The 21,143-nt window shown below is 72.2% G+C and carries 20 protein-coding genes; 9 read left to right on the top strand and 11 right to left on the bottom strand.

Translation table 11 applies throughout. From position 1 onward, the window contains the following. Positions 1-66: 66 nt before the first annotated feature. Positions 67-423 carry an iron-sulfur cluster insertion protein ErpA gene (gene erpA, locus OG207_RS30515; protein WP_030010511.1) on the bottom strand — a complete coding sequence of 119 codons (357 nt, stop codon included), beginning with the start codon at positions 421-423 and terminating at the stop codon, positions 67-69. Between the two features lie 293 nt (positions 424-716). Between erpA and nadA the strand changes: the two genes are divergently transcribed. Then, a complete protein-coding gene (gene nadA, locus OG207_RS30510) occupies positions 717-1,904 on the top strand; it encodes a quinolinate synthase NadA (protein ID WP_266597456.1) in 1,188 nt (395 codons plus the stop codon). A 125-nt stretch (positions 1,905-2,029) separates the two neighbouring features. Here nadA and OG207_RS30505 read toward each other — a convergent pair whose 3' ends face one another. From OG207_RS30505 to cobS, 3 genes are all read right to left on the bottom strand, one after another. Beyond that, the gene (locus tag OG207_RS30505) at positions 2,030-5,179 is read right to left on the bottom strand and encodes an efflux RND transporter permease subunit (RefSeq protein ID WP_329102789.1); all 3,150 of its coding nucleotides are present in this window, start codon (positions 5,177-5,179) and stop codon (positions 2,030-2,032) included. A 136-nt stretch (positions 5,180-5,315) separates the two neighbouring features. After that, positions 5,316-6,044 (bottom strand): response regulator transcription factor, encoded by a 729-nt coding sequence (locus tag OG207_RS30500; RefSeq protein WP_327385876.1) that lies wholly within the window; start codon positions 6,042-6,044, stop codon positions 5,316-5,318. A gap of 48 nt (positions 6,045-6,092) precedes the next feature. Next, on the bottom strand, positions 6,093-6,914 hold the full coding sequence (gene cobS / locus OG207_RS30495) for an adenosylcobinamide-GDP ribazoletransferase (protein ID WP_329102787.1): 822 nt from the start codon (positions 6,912-6,914) through the stop codon (positions 6,093-6,095). Between the two features lie 70 nt (positions 6,915-6,984). Here cobS and OG207_RS30490 point away from each other — a divergent pair, with 70 nt between their 5' ends. Further along, a complete protein-coding gene (locus OG207_RS30490) occupies positions 6,985-7,806 on the top strand; it encodes a hypothetical protein (RefSeq protein WP_329102785.1) in 822 nt (273 codons plus the stop codon). A 74-nt stretch (positions 7,807-7,880) separates the two neighbouring features. On the opposite strand, the gene pspAA is transcribed toward OG207_RS30490, so the two are convergent. Together pspAA and OG207_RS30480 are read right to left on the bottom strand one after the other, a co-directional pair. Continuing rightward, complete coding sequence (gene pspAA / locus OG207_RS30485; protein WP_329102783.1) at positions 7,881-8,159, bottom strand: PspA-associated protein PspAA; 279 nt, start codon at positions 8,157-8,159, stop codon at positions 7,881-7,883. A 13-nt stretch (positions 8,160-8,172) separates the two neighbouring features. Continuing rightward, complete coding sequence (locus OG207_RS30480) at positions 8,173-8,967, bottom strand: PspA/IM30 family protein (protein ID WP_202201873.1); 795 nt, start codon at positions 8,965-8,967, stop codon at positions 8,173-8,175. Positions 8,968-9,230: 263 nt separating this feature from the next. Between OG207_RS30480 and OG207_RS30475 the strand changes: the two genes are divergently transcribed. Then, complete coding sequence (locus OG207_RS30475; RefSeq protein WP_329102781.1) at positions 9,231-9,839, top strand: DUF3043 domain-containing protein; 609 nt, start codon at positions 9,231-9,233, stop codon at positions 9,837-9,839. 50 nt (positions 9,840-9,889) lie between these two features. Next, positions 9,890-10,648, top strand: a complete 759-nt coding sequence (locus OG207_RS30470) for a class I SAM-dependent methyltransferase (RefSeq protein WP_329107999.1) — start codon at positions 9,890-9,892, stop codon at positions 10,646-10,648. A gap of 106 nt (positions 10,649-10,754) precedes the next feature. On the opposite strand, the gene OG207_RS30465 is transcribed toward OG207_RS30470, so the two are convergent. Further along, positions 10,755-10,967: a hypothetical protein gene (locus OG207_RS30465; RefSeq protein ID WP_030011614.1), complete on the bottom strand. Its 213-nt coding sequence runs from the start codon at positions 10,965-10,967 to the stop codon at positions 10,755-10,757. Positions 10,968-11,060: 93 nt separating this feature from the next. On the opposite strand from OG207_RS30465, the gene OG207_RS30460 reads away from it, so the two are divergent. The 5 genes from OG207_RS30460 (at position 11,061) to OG207_RS30440 (ending at position 17,349) form a co-directional block, all read left to right on the top strand. Beyond that, entirely contained in the window at positions 11,061-12,266 is a 1,206-nt protein-coding gene (locus OG207_RS30460) for a bifunctional adenosylcobinamide kinase/adenosylcobinamide-phosphate guanylyltransferase (protein WP_329102779.1), read from the top strand. A 95-nt stretch (positions 12,267-12,361) separates the two neighbouring features. Next, positions 12,362-13,426, top strand: coding sequence for a nicotinate-nucleotide--dimethylbenzimidazole phosphoribosyltransferase (gene cobT, locus OG207_RS30455; protein WP_329102777.1), 1,065 nt, complete (start codon positions 12,362-12,364; stop codon positions 13,424-13,426). Positions 13,427-13,509: 83 nt separating this feature from the next. Continuing rightward, positions 13,510-15,375 (top strand): phosphatidylglycerol lysyltransferase domain-containing protein, encoded by a 1,866-nt coding sequence (locus OG207_RS30450; protein WP_329102776.1) that lies wholly within the window; start codon positions 13,510-13,512, stop codon positions 15,373-15,375. Between the two features lie 53 nt (positions 15,376-15,428). Beyond that, on the top strand, positions 15,429-16,073 hold the full coding sequence (locus OG207_RS30445) for a hypothetical protein (RefSeq protein ID WP_329102774.1): 645 nt from the start codon (positions 15,429-15,431) through the stop codon (positions 16,071-16,073). 34 nt (positions 16,074-16,107) lie between these two features. Next, a complete protein-coding gene (locus OG207_RS30440; protein ID WP_402694914.1) occupies positions 16,108-17,349 on the top strand; it encodes a sensor histidine kinase in 1,242 nt (413 codons plus the stop codon). A 96-nt stretch (positions 17,350-17,445) separates the two neighbouring features. Here the strand turns inward: OG207_RS30440 and OG207_RS30435 are convergent, their stop codons facing one another. The 4 genes from OG207_RS30435 to OG207_RS30420 form a co-directional block, all read right to left on the bottom strand. Beyond that, entirely contained in the window at positions 17,446-18,441 is a 996-nt protein-coding gene (locus OG207_RS30435; RefSeq protein WP_329102772.1) for an aldo/keto reductase, read from the bottom strand. Positions 18,442-18,571: 130 nt separating this feature from the next. Then, positions 18,572-19,828: an MFS transporter gene (locus OG207_RS30430; protein ID WP_329102769.1), complete on the bottom strand. Its 1,257-nt coding sequence runs from the start codon at positions 19,826-19,828 to the stop codon at positions 18,572-18,574. Next, positions 19,825-20,073, bottom strand: coding sequence for a hypothetical protein (locus tag OG207_RS30425; protein WP_329102768.1), 249 nt, complete (start codon positions 20,071-20,073; stop codon positions 19,825-19,827). Before OG207_RS30425 ends, OG207_RS30430 begins: the two co-directional genes overlap by 4 nt. Then, complete coding sequence (locus OG207_RS30420) at positions 20,070-21,143, bottom strand: 3-oxoacyl-ACP synthase III family protein (RefSeq protein WP_329102766.1); 1,074 nt, start codon at positions 21,141-21,143, stop codon at positions 20,070-20,072. The genes OG207_RS30425 and OG207_RS30420 overlap by 4 nt, the downstream gene beginning before the upstream one ends.

The raw sequence follows: 21,143 nt of genomic DNA, 5'->3' as shown, positions 1-21,143 counted from the left end.
GGCACGAGGGCCCGCCCCCGGTCGGATTCGACCGGGGGCGGGCCCTCGTCACGCGGGTGTCCAGGCTTAGCTGAACGAGTCGCCGCAGGCGCAGGAGCCCGTGGCGTTGGGGTTGTCGATCGTGAAGCCCTGCTTCTCGATGGTGTCGACGAAGTCGATGGAAGCCCCGTGGAGGTACGGGGAGCTCATCCGGTCCGTGACGACCTTCACACCGTCGAAGTCCTTCACGACGTCGCCGTCGAGGGAGCGCTCGTCGAAGAAGAGCTGGTAGCGCAGGCCGGAGCAGCCACCGGGCTGGACGGCGACGCGGAGTGCCAGGTCATCGCGGCCTTCCTGCTCCAGCAGGGTCCTGACCTTCTCGGCGGCGGCGTCGGACAGGAGGATGCCGTCGCTCACAGTGGTCTTGTCGTCCTGTACGGACATCTGCATTCACTCCCGAAGTGGGCGGCTCCCCGCGGGGGGCGGGGAAACGTCGGACTCTTGCCGTCGGTGGCAACGAGCGGGACCGCGGATTCATTCCGGGACCCGACGCTTGTTTCAGATATTCCATGCTCGCACACCGCGCGCGGGGGTGGACCCGGCGAATCGTGGGCTGATGCGTCACATTGACACTATCGGCATCGTCAAACTGACGTGAAGCGGCTATCATAGATAACGTCAAATAGACGAGAAGTCGAAGTGACGATCCAGAAGTCCCTTGTCGCAGAACAGAAAGGGTGCGTGTCGTGACCACCGCCCAGCCGTTGGACGTCCAGCCGACGCCCCTTGCCCTGCTGCTGCTCGGCCGTGAGGCCGACCCCAAGAGCGAGCGCGGGGTGGAGTGCCCCGGCGACCTGCCCTCGCCGTCGGACCCGAACCTCGTGGAGCGTGCCCGCGCGGCCAAGGAGAAGCTCGGGGACAAGGTCTTCATCCTGGGCCACCACTACCAGCGTGACGAGGTCATCGAGTTCGCGGACGTCACCGGCGACTCCTTCAAGCTGGCCAAGGACGCGGCCGCCAAGCCGGAGGCCGAGTACATCGTCTTCTGCGGCGTGCACTTCATGGCCGAGTCCGCGGACATCCTGACCTCGGACGACCAGAAGGTGGTCCTGCCCGACCTGGCCGCCGGCTGCTCGATGGCCGACATGGCCACCGCCGAGCAGGTCGCGGAGTGCTGGGACGTACTGACCGAGGCCGGCATAGCCGGCAGCACGGTGCCCGTCTCGTACATGAACTCCTCCGCCGACATCAAGGCCTTCACCGGCAAGCACGGCGGCACGATCTGCACCTCGTCCAACGCGAAGAAGGCCCTGGAGTGGGCCTTCGAGCAGGGCGAGAAGATCCTCTTCCTCCCGGACCAGCACCTGGGCCGCAACACCGCCGTCCGCGACATGGGCATGTCCCTGGACGACTGCGTGCTCTACAACCCGCACAAGCCGAACGGCGGCCTCACCGTCGAGCAGTTGCGGAACGCCAAGATGATCCTGTGGCGGGGGCACTGCTCGGTGCACGGCCGGTTCTCGGTCGACTCGGTCAACGACGTCCGCGCCCGGATCCCCGGCGTGAACGTCCTGGTCCACCCCGAGTGCAAGCACGAGGTCGTGGCGGCCGCGGACTACGTCGGTTCGACGGAGTACATCATCAAGGCGCTGGAGGCGGCCCCGGCCGGTTCCAAGTGGGCCATCGGCACCGAGCTGAACCTGGTCCGCCGGCTGGCGAACCGGTTCGCTGCCGAGGACAAGGAAGTCGTCTTCCTCGACAAGACGGTCTGCTTCTGCTCGACGATGAACCGCATCGACCTCCCGCACCTGGTGTGGACCCTGGAGTCCCTGGCCGAGGGCAACCTTGTCAACCAGATCCAGGTCGACAAGGAGACGGAGAGCTTCGCGAAGCTCGCGCTGGAGCGGATGCTCGCCCTCCCGTAGGGGCGACCGGTGCGGCTCCGGCCCGCAGACGCCCGAAGGGGCGGCTCCCGTACGGGAGCCGCCCCTTCGGCGTTCGGCCGGTCGGCCGGTCGGGCGGGCCGAGTGGCTCGGCCCGCCCCACCCGGTCAGGCGTTGGCCGGGGTCTCTTCCTCGCTGGACTCGCTGGACCCGCTGGGGGAGATCACCCTCAGCTTGGCCCCGCGCTTCGCCGCGCGCTTGGCGCGGCGGCGCTCCTTGCGGAGCTCGACCATCGTGTAGAGGGTCGGCACGAGCAGCAGCGTCAGCAGGGTGGAGCTGACCAGGCCGCCGATCACCACGACCGCGAGCGGCTGCGAGATGAAGCCGCCCTCGCCGGTGACGCCCAGCGCCATCGGGAGCAGCGCGAAGATCGTCGCCAGGGCCGTCATCAGGATCGGGCGCAGCCGGTGCCGGCCGCCCTCGATGACCGCTTCCACGACGCCCAGGCCCTGCGCGCGGTACTGGTTGACCAGGTCGATCAGGACGATCGCGTTGGTCACGACGATGCCGATGAGCATCAGCATGCCGATCATGGCCGGGACGCCCATCGGGGTGCCGGTGGCGATGAGCAGGCCGAGCGCGCCGGTCGCCGCGAACGGGATGGAGACCAGCAGGATCAGCGGCTGGACCAGCGACCGGAAGGTCGCGACCAGCAGCATGAACACGATCGCGATGGCCGCGAGCATGGCCAGGCCCAGCGAGCCGAAGGCCTCGTCCTGGTCCTCGGAGACACCGCCGATGGATGCGGTGGCGCCCTCCGGCAGGTCCAGGGCCTTGAGCTTGGTCTGCAGTTCGGTGCTGACCGCGCCGGTGTTGTCGCCGAGCGGCCGTGCGGTGACGGTGGCGGCGCGGGCGCCGTCGATCCGGGTCATCGCGACCGGGCCGGGGACTTCCTTGACCTCGGCGATGTCGCCGAGCTTGACCGGGCCGACGGGGAGCGCCTGCAGTTCGGCCAGGGTGGTGGCCGGCTGCGCGGACCTGATGACGATGTCCCGCTCGGTGTCGTCGAGTACGGCCTTGCCCGCCGGGTTGCCCCGGACGGCCTGCGCGACGATCGCGCCGAGCGCGGCCTGGTCCAGGCCGGCCTCGGCCGCCTTGGGGGTGGCGGTCACGGAGATGCGGGGCACGGACTGGGACAGGTCGCTCTGCACGTCGGCGACGTTCTTGAGCTTCGCGACCTCGGCGCGGACCTGCTCGGCGGCCTCGGCGAGGACCTTGCCGTCACCGGCCTTGACGACCACGCTGAGGTTCTGGTTGCCGAAGCCGTCGCCCGCCACGATGCGGGTCTCGCCGATGCCGTCGAGAGCGGCCAGCTTGCCCTCGATGCCCTTCTTGACGGCGTCCGCCTTGTCGGAGTCCTTCAGGCTGACCTGGTACGAGGCCTGGTTGGAGCCCGTACCGCCGCCGAAGGCCGCGAGGAAGCCGGAGGAGCCGACGGTGACCTGGTAGCTCTTGACCCCGTCGACCGAGGCGAGCACCTGCTCGATCTTGCGGCTCGCCTCGTCGGAGGCGGCCAGCGAGGTGCCGGGGGCGAGCTCCTGCTTGACCGTCAGGACCTCCTGCTCGCCCTGGTCGAAGAAGTTGGTCTTCAGCAGCGGGGTCATCCCGAAGGTGGCGATCAGGACGACCACCGCGATGGCCACACTGGTCACCCGGCGCCGGGTGGCGAAGCCCAGCACGCGGACGTAGAAGAGCTGGAGGCGGCTGCGCGCCTCCTTCTCCTCGGCTTCGCGGCGCGCCTTGGCCGCGCTCTCGGCGTTCCCGGGCTCGACGCCCTTGGGCGCGCTCAGGAACCAGTACGAGAGCACCGGTACGACCGTCAGCGACACGAGCAGCGAGGCCAGCAGGGCCGCGGTGACGGTGAGCGAGAAGGAGCCGAAGAGCTCGCCGATCATGCCGCTGGTGAGGCCGATCGGCAGGAAGACGGCGACGGTGGTGAGGGTGGAGGAGGTGACCGCCCCGGCGACCTCCTTGACCGCGGTGATGATCGCGGCCTCGCGCTCCTCGCCGTAACCGAGGTGGCGCTTGATGTTCTCCAGGACCACGATCGAGTCGTCGACCACGCGGCCGATGGCGATGGTGAGGGCGCCCAGGGTCAGCATGTTCAGCGACAGGTCCTGGGTCCACAGCACGATGAGCGCGAGGACGACGGACAGCGGGATGGAGACCGCCGTGACCAGCGTCGAGCGCAGCGAGGCCAGGAAGACCAGGATCACGATCACCGCGAAGAGCAGGCCGAGCATGCCTTCGGTGGTGAGGCTGGAGATGGACTTGGCGACGGCCGGGCCCTGGTCGCTGACGACGGTCAGGTCGGCGCCGGCACCGAGCGCGGTGCGCAGCTCGGGCAGCTTGTCCTTGACCGCGTCGGAGATGGCGACCGCGCTGCCGTCCTTGTCCATGGTCAGGACGAGGGCGAGGCTGGGCTTGCCGTTGGTGCGGGTGATGGAGACGGCCTTGGCCGGCTCCTGCTTGACGGTGGCGACGTCGGCGAGGCGGACGGCCGGCTTGCCCGGGCCGGGGGTCAGCCGCAGGTCCTCGACCTGGGCGAGGGAAGTGAAGCCGTTGCCCACGCGGACGGTGCGGTTCTTGCCGGCCTCGTCGAAGGAGCCGGCGGGAACGGCGGCGCCGCCCGCTTGGAGGCCCTGGGCGAGGGAGGCGCCGTCGAGGCCGGCCGCCGCGAGCTTGGCGTTGTCGGGGGTGACGGTGACCTGGAGGTCCTGGACGCCGTCGACGGTGACCTGGCCGACGCCCTCGATGTCCGACAGGACGGGGACGACGGATCGTTCCAGCTGGTCGGCGAGCGCCTGCTGGTCCTTGTCGGCGGTGACGGCCAGGATGACGGTCGGGATGTCGTCGGTGGAACCGGCGACGACCTGCGGGTCCACCTCGGCGGGCAGCCGGACACGGGCCCGGTTCACGGCCTGCTGGACGTCCGCGACGAGCTGCTTGGTGCCGCTGTCGCCGTAGTCGAAGGTGGCCATGATGAGGGCGTTGCCCTCGCTGGCGGTGGAGGTGATGCCGGTGATGCCGTCGACACCCTTGAGCATGGCCTCGATCGGTTCGACGACCTGCTTCTCGACCACGTCGGGCGAGGCGCCCTGGTACGGCGCGAGCACGGACACCATCGGCAATTCGATGGAGGGCAGCAGCTGCTGCTTGAGCTGCGGGATGGCTATGGCGCCGAAGAGGAGCGCGACGATCGACACGAGGCCGACCAGGGCCCTTTGGGCCAGGCTGAAGCGGGACAGCCAGGTCATGGGTATGAGATCTCTCTGCAGTGACGAACGCGAGGGCACTCCTACCCTGTCGCACCGGGGTGCCACGTTTCGTCGCTCGCAGGTGCCGTCCTTATGTGCGGCATACCGCGTCTGGAGTACGTCGTACGGAGCGGCACTACTCCGCGCGCGGGCGGACCAGTCCCGATTCGTAGGCAATGACCACCAATTGGGCCCGGTCGCGGGCGCCGAGCTTCGCCATGGCCCGGTTCACGTGGGTCTTGACGGTCAGCGGGCTGACCTCCAACCGCCCGGCGATCCCGTCGTTCGACAGTCCGGCCGCGACGTGTACGAGGACCTCGCGCTCCCGGACGGTCAGCGCGGCGAGCCGCTGCGCGTGCGCCCCGGCCGAGGCCCCGGCGGCTGCCGGATCGGCGCCGCCGCCCTGGGCGAGGAAGGTGGCGATGAGCCCTTTGGTGGCGGCCGGGGAGAGCAGCGCCTCGCCGGCCGCGGCGACGCGGATCGCGTTGAGCAGCTCCTCGGGTTCGGCCCCCTTGCCGAGGAAGCCGGAGGCGCCGGCCCGCAGGGCCGAGACCACGTACTCGTCGACCTCGAAGGTCGTGAGCATCACCACGCGCACGGCGGCGAGTTCCGGGTCCGCGCTGATCATGCGGGTGGCGGCGAGCCCGTCGGTGCCGGGCATCCGGATGTCCATGAGGACGACGTCGGGACGCATCCGGCGGGCGAGTTCAAAGGCCTGTGCCCCGTCGGAGGCCTCCCCGACGACCTCCATGTCGGGCTCGGAGTCGACGAGCACCTTGAAGGCGCTGCGCAGCAGCGCCTGGTCGTCGGCGAGCAGCACCCTGACGGGCGCGGCGGAGGGCAGGTCCGTCGCATGTTGGTCCACGGGGTGAGGGTACGCGGGGTGAGGGTACGCGGGCCCGCCCGGCCGGGCTCAGCCCAGGGCGAGGACGATCAGGGCGGTGGTCGCCGCGACCTCCGCGAGGGCGCCGAAGACGTCACCGGTGACCCCGTCGAAGCGGCGTACGCAGCGGCGGAGCAGCAGCTGCGCGGCGAGCAGGGCGGCCAGGACCGCCGCCGCGCTCCGGCCGACGGCGGTCAGGCCCAGCGGGAGTGCGGCTGCCGCGGCCAGGGCGACGGTGAGCACGGCGATCAGGACGGCGGCGCGGCGCGGGACCACCCCGGCGACGGCTGCCCCGAGCCCTCCGGGGCGGGCCGCCGGGACCCCTTCCCGGCAGGCCAGGGTCATGGCGACGCGGGCCGCAACGGCGGCGACCACGGCGGCGAGGGCGCCGCGGATCCAGCTGTCGGCGTAGATGTCGGACAGCGCGGCGACCTGCAGGAGCAGCACGAACACCAGGGCCACGACGCCGAAGGGGCCGATGTCGGACTGCTTCATGATCCGCAGGGCCTCGTCGGCGGGTTTGGCGCTGCCGAGGCCGTCGGCCGTGTCGGCGAGGCCGTCGAGGTGCAGTCCCCGGGTCAGTGCGGCCGGTACGGCGACGGTGACGGCCGCGGCGAGCAGCGGTCCCCCGCCGAGCAGCAGCAGGAGCGCTCCGGGCAGGGCCGCGAGCACGCCCACGACCAGCCCAGCGAGCGGGGCGCAGGCCATTCCGGTACGGGCGGCGGGACGGTCCCAGCGGGTGATGCGGGCGGGCAGCACGGTGAGCGTGCCGAACGCGAAACGGAGGCCGTCGCGGAACGAGGCGCGTTCCGGGGGCGGCATCGGGGGCGGGCCGTCGTACGAATCTGTCATCGGCGGGAACGGTACCCGCTCCACGCGAGCGGTAAATTACCCATTACATGCCAAATAGGGAGTCAGTGGGATGGGTCACTGGTGGTATCGGAATATCGTCGAACCGGGGAAGCTGCCGCTCCTGCTCGCCCTGCTCTCCTTCGTGATGTCGTTCCTGGTCACCCGTGTAATCACCCGGATGATCCGGGCCGGCCGGGGGCCCTTCGGGAACGTCACCCCGGGAGGTCTGCACATCCACCACGTGGTGCCGGGCGTGATCCTCGTGATCATCGGCGGCTTCGGCGCGGTCGGCAGCGGCCGGTACGGCTTCGGCGCGTACGTCTCGGCCGTGATCTTCGGGCTGGGTGCGGGCCTGGTCCTGGACGAGTTCGCGCTGATCCTGCACCTCGACGACGTCTACTGGAGCGAGCAGGGCCGCAAGAGCGTGGAGCTCGTGGTCATCACGGCCGCCGTCGTGGCCCTGGTCATCGGCGGTTTCGTGCCCTTCGGGGTGAACGACCTGTCGACCGAGGAGCGCCAGAGCCGCGGCCTGGTGGTCATGAACGGGGCCACCAACTTCTGCCTCTCCCTGCTCGCCCTGTGGAAGGGCAAGGCGCGCACCGCGCTCTTCGGCCTGGTCGTGCCCCTCGTGGCGCTCGTGGGCGCGATCCGGCTGGCCCGGCCCGGATCCCCGTACGCGAAGAGGTTCTACGCGAACCGGCCGCGCGCCCGGGCCAAGGCCGGGCTGCGCGCCTTCCACCACGACCGGCGCTGGGCGGGGCCGCGCCGCAGGTTCGAGAACTTCATCGGCGGGACCCCGGACCCGGACCACGGCCCGGACCGCGGCCTGGGACACGGCCCGGACTCCGATCCGGACCAGGCGGTCTCCCTGGAGAAGCCGCCCCCACACTGACGACGACGGCGGGCTCTCCCCCCTTCGAAAGGGGGAGAGCCCGCCGCCATGGCGTCGGTGTACCCGGCCCGGGCTCAGCCCGGGATCAGTCCGTCGTCGCTGAGCATCTCCCTGACCTCGTCCAGGGCGGCTTCGTCACCGGGGAGGATCAGCTCGGACGGCTCCAGCGCATCGTCCGGGAGCGGTGTGCCGAGTCGCCGTACGGCGTCGAGCAGTGCGCCCAGGGTCCGCCGGAAGCCCTCCTCGTCACCGCCCTCCAGCTCCGCGAGCAGTTCGTCGTCGAGCTCGTTCAGCTCGGGGAAGTGGCTGTCGGCCACTTCCACCTGACCTTCCCCCATGATGCGGACGATCATGACGGGCCCCGTCCTACTGCTTGTCGAACCGGTGCGGAGCCTGCGGCTGCTGGCCGTTGCCCTGCGCGCCGCCCTCGATGGCCTGCTGCTGGGCGGACGGGCCGCCCGCCAGCTCGGCCTTCATGCGCTGGAGCTCCAGCTCCACGTCCGTACCGCCCGAGAGGCGGTCCAGCTCGGCCTGGATGTCGTCCTTGGAGCCGAGGCCGCTCTGGTCGTCGAGCGCGCCGGAGGCCAGCAGCTCGTCGATCGCACCGGCGCGGGCCTGCAGCTGGGCGGTCTTGTCCTCGGCCCGCTGGATGGCCAGGCCGACGTCGCTCATCTCCTCGGAGATGCCGGAGAAGGACTCCGCGATCCGGGTCTGCGCCTGGGCCGCCGTGTAGGTGGCCTTGATGGTCTCCTTCTTCGTGCGGAAGGCGTCCACCTTGGCCTGGAGCCGCTGGGCGGCCAGCGTCAGCTTCTCCTCCTCGCCCTGCAGGGTCTGGTGCTGCACCTCCAGGTCGCTGACCTGCTGCTGGAGCGAGGCGCGCCGGGACAGGGCCTCGCGGGCCAGGTCCTCGCGGCCCAGGGCGAGGGCCTTGCGGCCCTGGTCCTCCAGCTTGGCGGACTGCCCCTGGAGCTGGTTCAGCTGAAGTTCCAGGCGCTTGCGGGAGGTCGCCACGTCCGCGACCCCGCGGCGCACCTTCTGCAGCAGCTCCAGCTGCTTCTGGTACGAGTAGTCGAGGGTTTCGCGCGGGTCCTCGGCCCGGTCAAGGGCCTTGTTCGCCTTCGCGCGGAAGATCATCCCCATACGCTTCATGACACCGCTCATGGGCTTCGCGCGCCCCCTTCTAGACGGACTGTGCTCCAGATCACCGACAGAACCCACAGTACGGGCCCTGCCTCCATTACCGCACTGTTCGAGTACGGATGCGCTCCTCCTCCAGGAGGACTACGCCCCCGCCCCATCAGGCGTAAGGAGTAGGTGATCCCAGGAGAACGGGCCCACCGCACGGACCGTGCAAGAGGAAGGACGCCCGCCGTTGCCGGATCGTTCCCCAGCGGGGTGGGGCCCGTGCCCGCAACCACGTAGGCTTGGGTTTTGTGTTTGGTAGCCGCTCCTCCAAGGAAGAGAAGGCCGCCGCCACCGACAAGGTGAGCGCCGACCTCTCGCAGCCCCGTGACCCGCAGGCCCCGAAGGGCCGCCCTACGCCGAAGCGTGCTGTGGCCCAGTCGCAGCGCAAGGCCGTGGTGGCCTCGACCGGCAACCGCAAGGAGGATGCCAAGCGAGCCCGCGAGCGTCGCCGCACCGAGATGGCCAAGCAGCGCGAGGCGCTGGCCAACGGCGACGAGCGTTACCTGCCCACCCGTGACAAGGGCCCCGTCCGCCGGTTCGTCCGCGACTACGTGGACTCCCGCTACTCGGTCGCCGAGATGTTCCTGCCCCTGGCGGTGGTCATCCTGGTGCTGAGCATGGTGCGGCAGACCTCGGTCCAGAGCATCGCGCTGACGCTGTGGCTCGTCGTGATCGTCCTGATCCTGCTCGACTCCATCGGCCTGGTGTTCCGCCTCCGCAAGGCCCTGGCCACGCGCTTCCCGGACGAGCCCCGCCGCGGCGCCATCGCCTACGGCCTCATGCGCACCCTCCAGATGCGCCGGCTCCGTCTCCCGAAGCCTCAGGTCAAGCGCGGGGAACGGCCCTGACCGGAGGGACGCCCGGCGCGTCGGGGGAAGGCTTCGCCGAGGGGGCACGCCTGTGGCTCGAGGGCCTGGGCGGACTGCGCAACGCGGTCCGTCAGGAGCTCGTGGGCCGACAGGTGGACGAGCAGATCGCGCAGCGCTTCCCGGTCGGGCAGCGGCTGCGCGTGCTCGACGTCGGCATGGGCCAGGGCACGCAGGCACTGCGGCTGGCCCGCGCCGGGCACAAGGTGACGGGCCTGGAACAGGACCCCGGGATGCTGGCCGTCGCCCGTGAGGCGCTGGCCGCGGAGCCCGAGGGGATCCGCGACCGGGTCACCCTGCTCGAGGGGGACGGGCGCGAGACCGGCGCCCACTTCCTGCCGGGCAGTTTCGACGTGGTGCTGTGCCACGGGGTGCTGATGTACGTGCCCGAACCGGACGCCATGCTGGCCGGGCTGGCCCGGATGCTGGCCCCGGGCGGACTGCTGTCCCTGCTCGTGCGCAACGGCGACGCGCTCGCCATGCGGCCGGGACTGGGCGGCGACTGGAAGGGCGCGCTGGCCGCGTTCGACTGCACCGACTACACGAACCGGCTGGGGCTCGAGGTCCGCGCGGACCGGCTGGCCGGACTGACGGCGACCCTGTCGGGGATCGGTGCGCCGCTGCAGTCCTGGTACGGCGTCCGCGTCTTCACCGACGGCACCGAGGCGGGCGAGGTCCTGCCGCCCGACGAGGAGCTGGAGCAGCTGCTCGCCGCCGAGGACCGGGCCGGTCGGAGCGACCCCTACCGGGGTGTGGCGGCACTGCTGCACCTTTGCGGGGTACGGGGCTAGCCCCGCGGAACAGGCACGAGGAAGGGGCGGGCCGGGGGGAGAACCCCCGGCCCGCCCCTTCTTCGACTGCGACTGCGGCCCTAGATCTGCCGGGCCCGGGGCAGGGTTACGCGTCCAGGGCGGCGCGCAGGCTCATCGTGTAGAGCTCGGTCCCGCCGTCGTCGGACAGCTTCACCTGCTCGACGCCGCCTTCCAGCAGGTCCTTCCAGTACTCGCCGATCCAGGACTCCGCGTCCCCCTGCGTGGTGAACTCCTCGGGTACCACCGACGGGCTCGTCTCGGTGCCGTCGGCCGTCTCGAACCGCCACGTCCACGCCATGTCCGCCTCCGTTGCTCGCACGCTTCCTGTCCTGAGTGTGCCCGCAGAGTAACCGGGCGCGCAGCAGTCTCGGCGACGCGGGAGGATCATCCTGTGGAACTCACTCTGCTCGGCACCGGAACTCCCGAAGGCCTGCCCCGCCCCGACTGCCCGTGTGCGGCCTGCGCCGTCTCCGTCGGCTCGCGCTCGCGCGCCGCCACCGCCGTCCTCGTCGACGGGGCGCTGCTGCTGGACCTGACCCCCGGGGCGGTGCTGGCGGGTGCCCGGGCCGGGCATTCGCTGGCCGGTGTGCGGCAGGTGCTGCTGACCCACCCGCACGACGGGCCCGCGGTCGAGCTGCCGCCCGGGCTGCCGGCCGCCGGGCGGGTGCCGGACGGGCGGGAGCTCGCGGTGATCTCCGGGCACCGGGTGCGGGCGGTGCCGATGGACGCGCCGGGCACCGGGTACGAGGTGACCGGTCCGGACGGCGCCCGGCTGCTGTACCTGCCGCCGGGCGGGGCCCCGTCCGGACTCGCCGACCGGGCGGGGCAGCGCCCGTACGACATGGTCCTCATGGACGTGTTGGGCCGGCCCGAGGCGCTGGCGCGGCTTCGGGCGAGCGGCGTCGTCGGCCAGGCGACGGACGTGATCGCCGTCCACCTGGACCACGACACCCCGCCGGGCCGGGAGCTCGAGCGCCGGTGCGCGGCGGCCGGGGCCCGGGCGCTGCCGGACGGGACGACCGTGATCGTCGGGGAGTACCGCGCGGTACCGGACCTGCCGCGCCGGACCCTGGTGCTGGGCGGGGCCCGCTCCGGCAAGTCCGTGGAGGCGGAGCGGCGGCTGGAGTCCTTCCCGGAGGTGGTCTACGTGGCCACCGGCGGCACCCGGGACGGCGACGCGGAATGGGCCCAGCGGATCGGCCTGCACCGGGAGCGCCGGCCGGGGAGCTGGCGGACGGTGGAGACGTGCGAGCTGGTTCCGTTGCTGGCCGCCGACGGGCCGCCGCTGCTGATCGACTGCCTGGCGCTGTGGTTGACGGACGCGATGGACCGGGCCGGGGCGTGGGACGACGCGGTGTGGGCCGAGCGCGGAGCGCAGCAGCTCGCCGGGCGGACCGCCGAGCTGGTGGCGGCCGTGCGCGCGACCCGCCGTCCGGTGGTGCTGGTCAGCAACGAGGTCGGCTCGGGGGTCGTCCCGGCGACCGCCGCCGGCCGCCGCTTCCGCGACGAGCTGGGCCGGCTGAACGCGGCCGTCGCGGGCGAGTGCGAGCACGTGCTCCTCGTCGTCGCGGGCCTGGTGACCGTACTCAAGGAATAGCGGGGAACGGCATCGCGGTGGCGGGGCGACGGGGAGTCCGACGGTCGGTCACCGAAGGCCTGAGGGAGGGCCTTACCGGCTGTACTCTCTGGCAGATGAGCACGCTGAATCTCGACGACTTCTCCGATCTGATCGAGCGTCCCGACGGGGGCGTCCGGCGTGACGCCGAGGAACGCCGTGAGCGCCTCGCCGTCCCGCCCGGCGCGCTGGGCCGGCTCGACGAACTCGCCGAGTGGCTCGCCGCCGCGCAGGGGCGGGTTCCGGTCAAACCGATCGAGCGCCCCCGCGTGGTGCTGTTCGCCGCCGACCACGGGATCGCCGCCGAGGGCGTCTCCGCCCGGGCCGCTTCCACCGGCCACGAACTGGTGCGGGCCGTCCTCGACGGGGCCAGCCCCGTGGCCGTCCTGGCCGGCCGGTTCGGCGCCACCATACGGATCGTCGACGCCGGGCTCGACTGCGATCCCGAGCTGCTCCCGGCGGACGTGGTCGGGCACCGGGTCCGGCGCGGCAGCGGCCGGATCGACGTGGAGGACGCGCTGACGGCCGAGGAGGCCGAGGCCGCGGTGCGGCTCGGGATGCGGATCGCCGACGAGGAGGCCGACTCCGGAACGGACCTGGTCGTCCTCGGTGACCTGAGCGTGGGCGGGACCACCGTCGCCGCGACCCTCGTCGCCGCCCTGTGCGGAACCGACGCCTCGGTGGTCACCGGCCGCGGCGGCCTGCCCATCGACGACCTGGCCTGGATGCGCAAGTGCGCGGCGATCCGCGACGCGCTGCGCCGGGCCCGCCCGGTCCTGGGCGACCAGGTGGCGCTGCTGGCCGCGGTCGGCGGCGCGGACGTGGCCGCGATCACCGGATTCCTCCTCCAGTGTGCGGTGCGCCGTACTCCGGTCATCCTTGACGGTGTCGTTTCGGCGGCGTGCGGGTTGGTGGCCCAGCGGGCCGCGTTCCGCGCTCCGGACTGGTGGCTGGCCGGACAGGCCAGCGGCGAACCGGGTCAGGCGAAGGCACTTGACCGAATGGCGCTCAACCCCGTGCTCGATCACGGCGTCACAGTAGGTGAAGGTACCGGGGCGTTGCTGGCCCTTCCCCTCGTCCAGGCGGCCGCCGCACTCGCGGCGGAGCTCCCGGAGCGGGCGGTGGAGGAGCCGACGGAATGAGCCGCCGGGGCCCCCGGTCCTGACCCGGCCGAGGCCCCCGACCGCGCAATCACGGACAGCTGCGCCCCATATGATCGCTTTTTATGGGAGAGGTCCGTTTGACCAGCGCAGAGACCGACCGCACCGCCGCACCGGCAACCGGTCCGTCAGCCGGTAGGAAAGAGACCGGCGGCGACCCCGCCGGCAGGGCGGCGGGGAGCGGCCGGGAGACCGGCCGGGGGAGCGCCCGTTCGCGGCACGGCGCCGCCTTCGCGGTGTGGTACCTGCGCGCCGTCACCTTCGTCAACTTCCTCAGCGCGGTGTGGGTTTCGCTCGGGCAGGACCTCAGGCGCCACAACATCGAGGACTTCTACACCCCGTACATGCTCACCGCGGGGTTCGCCTCCGGGCTGTTCACGCTGCTGCTCGCCGTCACCCTCGGCCGCCGCAAGCGGGCCTCCTGGATCCTCAACCTCGTCCTCAGCGGCCTCCTGGCGCTGCTGCTCGCCTACGCGCTCTCCACCCACGAGGAGATCCGCGAGCACCCGCAGAACTGGGTCTCCCTGGTCCTGACCGCCGCCTTCACGGGGGCCCTGCTGCTGGGCCGCCACGAGTTCTACGCCAAGGGCGACCGCTCCAACCCCGCGCTCGCCAGCGCCGTCGCCGCCGTCGGCCTGCTGCTGACCTCGCTGGTCGCGGCGCTGCTCGTCGGCGCCACCAACATCTCCCCGCTCAGCGCCGAGGCCTCCTTCCCGGAGCGCTGGTGGTACGGCGTGATGCGGCTGATCACCCTGACGCCCGGCGAGCGGGCCTCCGAGGCGATCGTCACGCCCGGCTGGGTGGACGTCTTCATCAACGTCATGTCGATGCTGCTGTTGCTCGCCGTGCTGTTCGCCGCCTTCCGCTCGCGCCGCGCCGTCGACCCGATCAGCGAGGAGGACGAGGAGCGGCTGCGGGCGCTGCTGGCCCGCCAGGGCGACCGCGACTCGCTCGGCTACTTCGCACTGCGCCGCGAGAAGTCCGTCATCTGGTCCCCCACCGGCAAGGCCGCCGTCACCTACCGCGTCGTCGGCGGGGTCTCCCTGGCCTCCGGCGACCCGATCGGCGACCCCGAGGCCTGGCCGGGCGCCATCGATCCGTGGCTGGCCGAGGCTCGCGAGCACGGCTGGGTACCGGCCGTGATGGGGGCGAGCGAGGAGGCCGGGCAGATCTACGCCCGGCACGGCCTGGACGCCCTCGAACTCGGTGACGAGGCGATCGTCGAGACCGCAGAGTTCACCCTGGAGGGCCGCGCCATGCGGACCGTCCGGCAGGCCTTCAACCGCGTCAAGCGGGCCGGGTACACCGTCCGCATCCGCCGCCACGACGACATCCCGGCCGACGAGATGGCCGAATTGGTGCGCCGGGCCGACGACTGGCGGGACGGCGCCACCGAGCGCGGCTTCTCCATGGCGCTGGGCCGACTGGGCGACCCCGCGGACGGCCAGTGCGTGATGCTGGAGTGCACCGACGGCAACGGCGAACTGCGGGCCGTGTTGTCCTTCGTACCGTGGGGGCCCAAGGGGCTGTCGTTGGACCTGATGCGCCGCGACCGGGACTCCGAGAACGGCCTGATGGAGTTCATGGTCATCGAACTCCTGGAGCGCTCCAAGGAGATCGGGGTCACCCAGGTCTCCCTCAACTTCGCGATGTTCCGGTCCGTCTTCGAGCGCGGGTCCCGGCTCGGCGCCGGTCCGGTGCTGCGGATGTGGCGCTCGCTGCTCAGCTTCTTCTCCCGCTGGTGGCAGATCGAGTCCCTCTACCGGGCCAACGCCAAATACCGGCCGATCTGGGAACCGCGGTTCATGCTCTTCGAGAAGAGTTCGGACCTGCTGCGGATCGGTGTCGCGGCCGGCCGGGCCGAGGGCTTCCTGGAGGCTCCCGGCCTTCCGAAGTGGCTGCACCGCAGACACCTGGAGACCCGCCGTTGACAGCGTGGAACACGTCCCCACTCCGGCAGTTCGCCCGCCGTGAGTGGGGACCCATGTTCTGGACCGTCCGGGACGCGCTCGTCCGCGACAAGTGGCGGGCGATCCCGATGACCATCGGCGCGGTCTGTCTGACCTCGGTCTTCCAGATCGTGCAGAACACCTCCTGGGGGTTCCAGCCGGTCCAGAACCTCGGATCGGTCAAAGCCGCCGACCCGCTCGGACTGGCCCTCCTGCGTACCCCGCTGTCCCTGTTCGTCCCCGCCCTGGACCTGCCGGTGTGGGGGGCGCTCGCGCAGATCCTGCTCGTCTTCGGCATCGCCGAGATCTGCATCGGCTGGTGGCGCACCCTGCTGATCGGCTACGTCGCCACCCTCGCCGGGACCACGTACGCGCGGATCGGGCTCGCGCTCGGGCCGGACCATCCCCTGGGTCTGCCGCTGTCCGACCGGATCGTCAACGACACCGGGCCCTCGGCGGCGGTGGTGGGGCTCGCCATCTACCTCTGCTGGCGCTACCGGGCGTACCTGACCGGCGCCCTGGTGATCCTGGCGATGATCGGCGAGGTGCTGGTCAAGGACAACCTGGCGGGCAAGGAGCACCTGGCGGCCATCACCGCCGTCATGGCGGTGTGCGTGGTGCGGGCGCGCTGGGGGCCGGTGCGGTCCCGCGTCGCGCTGGGGCCCCCTCCCCCGTCGTAGGGGGTACCGGCTGATGAGGCCGTACCGTATCCGGGTGACGACAGACCTCGGGCGGTTCGCCCCCACCCGGCAGTGGATGCGGACCCATCCGCTCGCCACCGATGCCGTGCTGGCGTTCGGAGCGTTCGTCGCCATGGTCGTCGGCTCCTTCGCCGATCCGCACGGGCCGCACGGACCCACCTTCGGGACGCGCACCCCGGAGCCGTTCTCGCTGCTGCTGATGCTGCTCGGCGCGGCCGCCCTGGTGTTCCGGCGCCGACGCCCGCGCGCCGTGCTCGCCGTGACCTGCGCGCTGTCCCTGCTGGAGCTGACCACCGGGGAGCCACGGGCGCCCGTCGCCATGTGCGCGGTGATCGCCCTGTACACGGTGGCCGCCCACACCGACCGGCCGACGACCTGGCGGATCGGGCTGCTCACCATGGCGGGGCTGACGGGCGTGGCCATGCTCGCCGGGCCGCTCCCCTGGTACGCCCAGGAGAACATCGGGATCTTCGCCTGGACCGGGATGGCCTCGGCCGCCGGGGACGCCGTGCGCAGCCGGCGGGCCTTCGTCGACGCCATCCGGGAACGGGCCGAGCGCGCCGAGCGGACCCGGGACGAAGAGGCCAGGCGGCGCGTCGCCGAGGAGCGGCTGCGGATCGCCCGGGACCTGCACGACGTGGTGGCCCATCACATCGCGTTGGTCAACGTGCAGGCGGGGGTGGCCGCGCACGTCATGGACAAGCGCCCGGACCAGGCCAAGGAGGCGCTGGCGCACGTACGGGACGCCAGCCGGTCGGCGCTGAACGAACTGCGCGCCACGGTCGGGCTGCTGCGGCAGTCCGGCGACCCGGAGGCGCCGACGGAGCCCGCGCCGGGGCTCGGCGTGCTGGACGAGCTGGTGGACACCTTCCGGCACGCCGGGCTGCCGGTGGAGGTCATCGTCCAGGTGGACGGCGAGCCGGGGGCGCTGCCTGGGGTGCTGCCGGCGGCGGTGGACCTGGCGGCGTACCGGGTGATCCAGGAGGCACTGACGAACGTCCGCAAGCACGCGGGCCCGGGGGCGAGGGCCGAGGTCAGCGTGGTCCGGGTCGGGCCGTCGGTGGAGGTGACCGTCCTCGACGACGGCGGCGAGGGGACCGAGCCGGCCGAACCGGCCCCGGAACCGACCGACCCGGGCGGCGGCCACGGCCTCCTCGGCATGCGGGAGCGCACCGGCGCGCTGGGCGGCTCCTGTTTCGCGGGCCCCCGCTACGGCGGCGGCTACCGCGTCCACGCGATCCTGCCGGTGTCGTAGCCGCGGCCCGTTTCGGCCTCGCGCGTGGCGCGGGATCTGGGGCGGCGCCCCGGGAAACCCGGCTCGGCCGGGCTCCGTGCGGCGCCCGGCGGAACGTCAGGTGTTGAGCAGGCGCAGCGCCGCCGGGGCGTAGCGCTCCCCGGCGACCGCGGTCGCCGGGACGGCCTGCTCCAGCTCGTCCAGCTGTTCGGCGGTGAGCGTCAGGTCGGCCGCGCCGGCGTTCTCCTCCAGGCGGGTGATGCGCCTGGTGCCGGGAATCGGGGCGACCTGCGGGCCACGGGTCAGCAGCCAGGCCAGGGCGAGCTGCACCGGCGTGCAGCCGATCCGGTCGGCCAGGGCCCGGACCCGTTCGACCAGGGTGAGGTTGCGCGTGAGGTTCTCGCCTTGGAAGCGCGGGTCGGTGCGGCGGTAGTCGTCCGCGTCCAGTTGGTCGAGCGAGGTGAGGGCTCCGGTGAGCAGACCCCGGCCGACCGGTGAGTACGGCACGAGTCCGATGCCCAGCTCCCGTGCTGTGGGCGCGATGTCGGTCTCCACATCACGCTCCCACAGCGAGTACTCCGTCTGCAGGGCGGTGATGGGGTGGACGGCGTGGGCGCGGCGCAGGGTGTCCGCGTTGACCTCCGACAGCCCCAGATGCCGGACCTTTCCGGCCGTGACGAGTTCGGCCATGGCCCCGACGGTCTCCTCGATCGGTGTGTCGGGGTTGCGGCGGTGCACGTAGTAGAGGTCGATGGTGTCCACGCCCAGCCGGGCCAGCGACGCGTCGCAGGCCTGCCGGGCGTAGGCGGGACTGGAGTCGATGACGGCGCCGCCGGCCGTGCCACCGGGCCCGATGCTGCGGATGCCGAACTTGGTCGCCACCACCGCCTCGTCGCGGCGGCCCTTGAGGGCCCGGCCGAGCAGTTCCTCGTTCCGGCCGGCCGCGTAGACGTCGGCGGTGTCGAAGAACGTCACCCCGATGTCGAGGGCGCGCCGGATCGTGGCGACCGACTCAGTGTCGTCGCTCGTACCGTAGAAGGCCGACATGCCCATGCAGCCGAGGCCGATCGCGGAGACCTGGAGTCCTGAGGTGCCGAGGGTGCGCTGGTGCATGGGGTGCCACTCCTTCGTTCCGGCCGCGCGTTCCGGCCGGGTCGTGGGTCGGGTGTTCGTGGATCAGTCGGAGGCCGTGAGCCGGCCGGCGTGCGTCGCGATGGTGTCGCGGTGGTGCGCGATGGCGCGGTCAGGCGTTCGTCAGGCTGCTGCCGGGTGCGGGGGTGCGGGTGCGCTCGGTGCGGGCGGAGAGCACCAGGGTGAGCAGGGCGCAGGCGGTCAGCACGGCGGCGACGGCGGTCACGGCGCGCGGTCCGGCGGCGGAGTCCACCACGAGGCCGCCGGCCAGGGACCCCACGGCGATGGCGCCGTTGAAGGCGGCCACGTACAGCGACGAGGCGGCGTCGGACTCTTCCTTGGCGAGCTGCAGCACCCAGGTCTGCAGGCCCACGGGCAGGGCCGCGAAGGCCAGGCCCCACAGGACGAGCAGAGTGATCGCCGCGGGCCGCGAGTCGCCGAAGGCCCACAGCAGGGCGAGCGAGCCGGCCATCAGGACGAGCGCGCCCACCAGGGTGCCGTGCACCGAGCGGCCGACGACGGCGCCCGCGACGAAGTTGCCGGCGAATCCGGCGGCTCCGAAGACCAGCAGCAGCACACCGACCATGCCTTCGCTGATGCCGGTAACCTGCTCCAGGTACGGGGCGATGTAGGTAAAGGCGAGGAAGTGGCCGATCATCACCAGCGCGGTGACCCCGACGGCGGCGCGCAGCCGGCTGTTGCGCAGGACGCGCGGCAGGGCGGCCAGGCTCCCGACGCCCTGGGCGGGCAGGCTGGGCAGCAGGAACAGCACGGCGACCAGTACGACGAAGCCGATCGCGGCGACGGCGGCGAACGCGGTGTGCCAGCCGGACCGCTGGCCGATCATGGTGCCCAGCGGGACGCCGAGCACCGAGGCCAGCGATATCCCGCCGAGGACGAGGGCGGTGGCCCGCACGGCGTGCCGCTCGGGGACCAGACGGACCGCGATGGCCGCGGCGATCGACCAGAAGACGCCGTGGGCGAGCGCCACGAGCACCCGGGCGCCCAGGAGCACGCCGTAGGAGTTGGCGATCACGGCCAGCAGGTTGCCCGCGACGTACAGCACCAGGAGTCCGGCCAGCAGCCACTTGCGGTCGATGCGCCCGCACAGGGTGGTCAGCGGCGCCGCGGTGATCGCGGCGACGGCGGCGAAGCCGGTGACGAGGAAGCCGGCGGTGCCCACGGAGACGTCCAGGCCCGCGCCGATGGACGGCAGCAGCCCGATGGGAAGCGTCTCGGTGGTGACGAAGGAGAACGTGCCCAGCCCGAGGGCGATCACGGCCAGCCAGGCGCGCAGCGGTGAGGCGCCGGGATCGGGTGCGACGGTGCGCTGTCCGTCCCGGGCGGAAATGGTTGAGGTCGGTGTCATGGCTGTCGGTCTCCCTGGGGTGAAACATCGGTCGGGCCGTCGGGGCCGGTTCGGGTGAGGACGAGGGCGGAGGTGTCGCGGTCGGGCCGGGCGCGGGGACTCCAGCCGTGCGGGCACGGGCCGGCGTCCAGGACGTCGGGTCCCATCGACCAGTGGGCGATCGCGCATCCGGGCACGACGCACAGCGCGTCGGACACGGGGGCGGAGCGGAAGGCGTGTGCGGGGCTCAGCGGGAATCCGTTCACCGGGCGACGCTCCCCACGAGCTGCGCCGCGCGCTCGCGCGGCAGGTGTTTGGGGGACTCGGCGTCCCAGCGGATCAGGGCCGTGCCGACCCCCATGCCGCCGCCGAAGCCGGCCAGCAGCACCAGATCGCCGTCCAGCAGTGCGCCGGACCGGTTGGCCTGGTCGAGCGCGAGCGGTATCGAGGCGGCGCCGGTGTTGCCGTGCAGGTCGACCGGCAGGTGGGCCTGGGCGTTGGGCAGCCCGAGGCTGGGGATGACCTCGCCGACCATCACACCGTTGGCCTGGTGCGGGACGAAGTGCCTGACCGCGGCCGGATCCACGTCGTGCGCGGCCAGCACCCCTCGGACGGCGGCCGGCAGGCGCTCGTTGACGAAGTCGCGGACCTCGCGCCCCTGCATCTTGAAGAAGTGCTGGCCGTTGGCGAGGGTGCCGGCCGAGGCGGGGTGGCGGCTGCCGCCCGCCTGGACCCCGATCAGCGCGTGGAGGCTGCCGTCGGTGCTGGTACCGGTACCGACGATGCCGAATCCGGGCCGGGCCGGGCCGAGTACGACGGCTCCCGCGCCGTCGCCGAACAGCACCGCGGTCTTGCGGTCGCTGTGGTCCAGGATCCGCGAGTAGACGTCCGCGCCCACGACCAGTGCGTACTTGGCCTCGCTGTGCTCGCTGATCCCGGCCAGCAGCTGGGCACCGGTCTGGAGGGCGAAGACGAAGCCGGCGCAGACGGCGTTGATGTCGAAGGCGGCGGCCTGCTTCGCGCCGATCCGGTCCTGCACCAGACAGGCCGTGGCCGGCTGCGGGTAGTCGGGGGTGGAGGTCGCCACGATCACCCAGGCGATGTCGCGTTCGGAGATCCCGGCGTCGTCCATGGCGGCCCGCGCGGCGGCGGTGGCCAGGTCGGAGGTCGCTTCGTGCGGCGCGGCGTGGCGGCGCTCGCGAATGCCGGTCTTGCGGACGATCCACTCGGGGGTGACCCCGGCCCGTTCGGCGACCTCGGAGTTGGGCACGATGTCGCTCGGGAGGTACGAGCCGGATCCGACGATGCCGATGGTTGACGTTGCTGGTGAGTACAC

It is taken from the genome of Streptomyces sp. NBC_01439 (genome assembly GCF_036227605.1).
Taxonomy (GTDB): Bacteria; Actinomycetota; Actinomycetes; order Streptomycetales; family Streptomycetaceae; genus Streptomyces.
The sequence above is the reverse complement of the archived record's forward strand: the minus strand, read 5'-3'. Positions and strand labels throughout refer to the sequence as shown.

Bases quoted from the DNA above. Each gene is read 5' to 3' on its own strand.
- OG207_RS30445 (WP_329102774.1), top strand. From the start codon at position 15,429: ATGTTCTGGACCGTCCGGGACGCGCTCGTCCGCGACAAGTGGCGGGCG.
- OG207_RS30480 (WP_202201873.1), bottom strand. From the start codon at position 8,967: ATGAGCGGTGTCATGAAGCGTATGGGGATGATCTTCCGCGCGAAGGCG.
- OG207_RS30490 (WP_329102785.1), top strand. From the start codon at position 6,985: ATGGGTCACTGGTGGTATCGGAATATCGTCGAACCGGGGAAGCTGCCG.
- erpA (WP_030010511.1), bottom strand. From the start codon at position 423: ATGTCCGTACAGGACGACAAGACCACTGTGAGCGACGGCATCCTCCTG.
- OG207_RS30450 (WP_329102776.1), top strand. From the start codon at position 13,510: ATGGGAGAGGTCCGTTTGACCAGCGCAGAGACCGACCGCACCGCCGCA.
- OG207_RS30505 (WP_329102789.1), bottom strand. From the start codon at position 5,179: ATGACCTGGCTGTCCCGCTTCAGCCTGGCCCAAAGGGCCCTGGTCGGC.
- OG207_RS30430 (WP_329102769.1), bottom strand. From the start codon at position 19,828: ATGACACCGACCTCAACCATTTCCGCCCGGGACGGACAGCGCACCGTC.
- OG207_RS30465 (WP_030011614.1), bottom strand. From the start codon at position 10,967: ATGGCGTGGACGTGGCGGTTCGAGACGGCCGACGGCACCGAGACGAGC.
- cobT (WP_329102777.1), top strand. From the start codon at position 12,362: ATGAGCACGCTGAATCTCGACGACTTCTCCGATCTGATCGAGCGTCCC.
- OG207_RS30435 (WP_329102772.1), bottom strand. From the start codon at position 18,441: ATGCACCAGCGCACCCTCGGCACCTCAGGACTCCAGGTCTCCGCGATC.
- pspAA (WP_329102783.1), bottom strand. From the start codon at position 8,159: ATGATCGTCCGCATCATGGGGGAAGGTCAGGTGGAAGTGGCCGACAGC.
- cobS (WP_329102787.1), bottom strand. From the start codon at position 6,914: ATGACAGATTCGTACGACGGCCCGCCCCCGATGCCGCCCCCGGAACGC.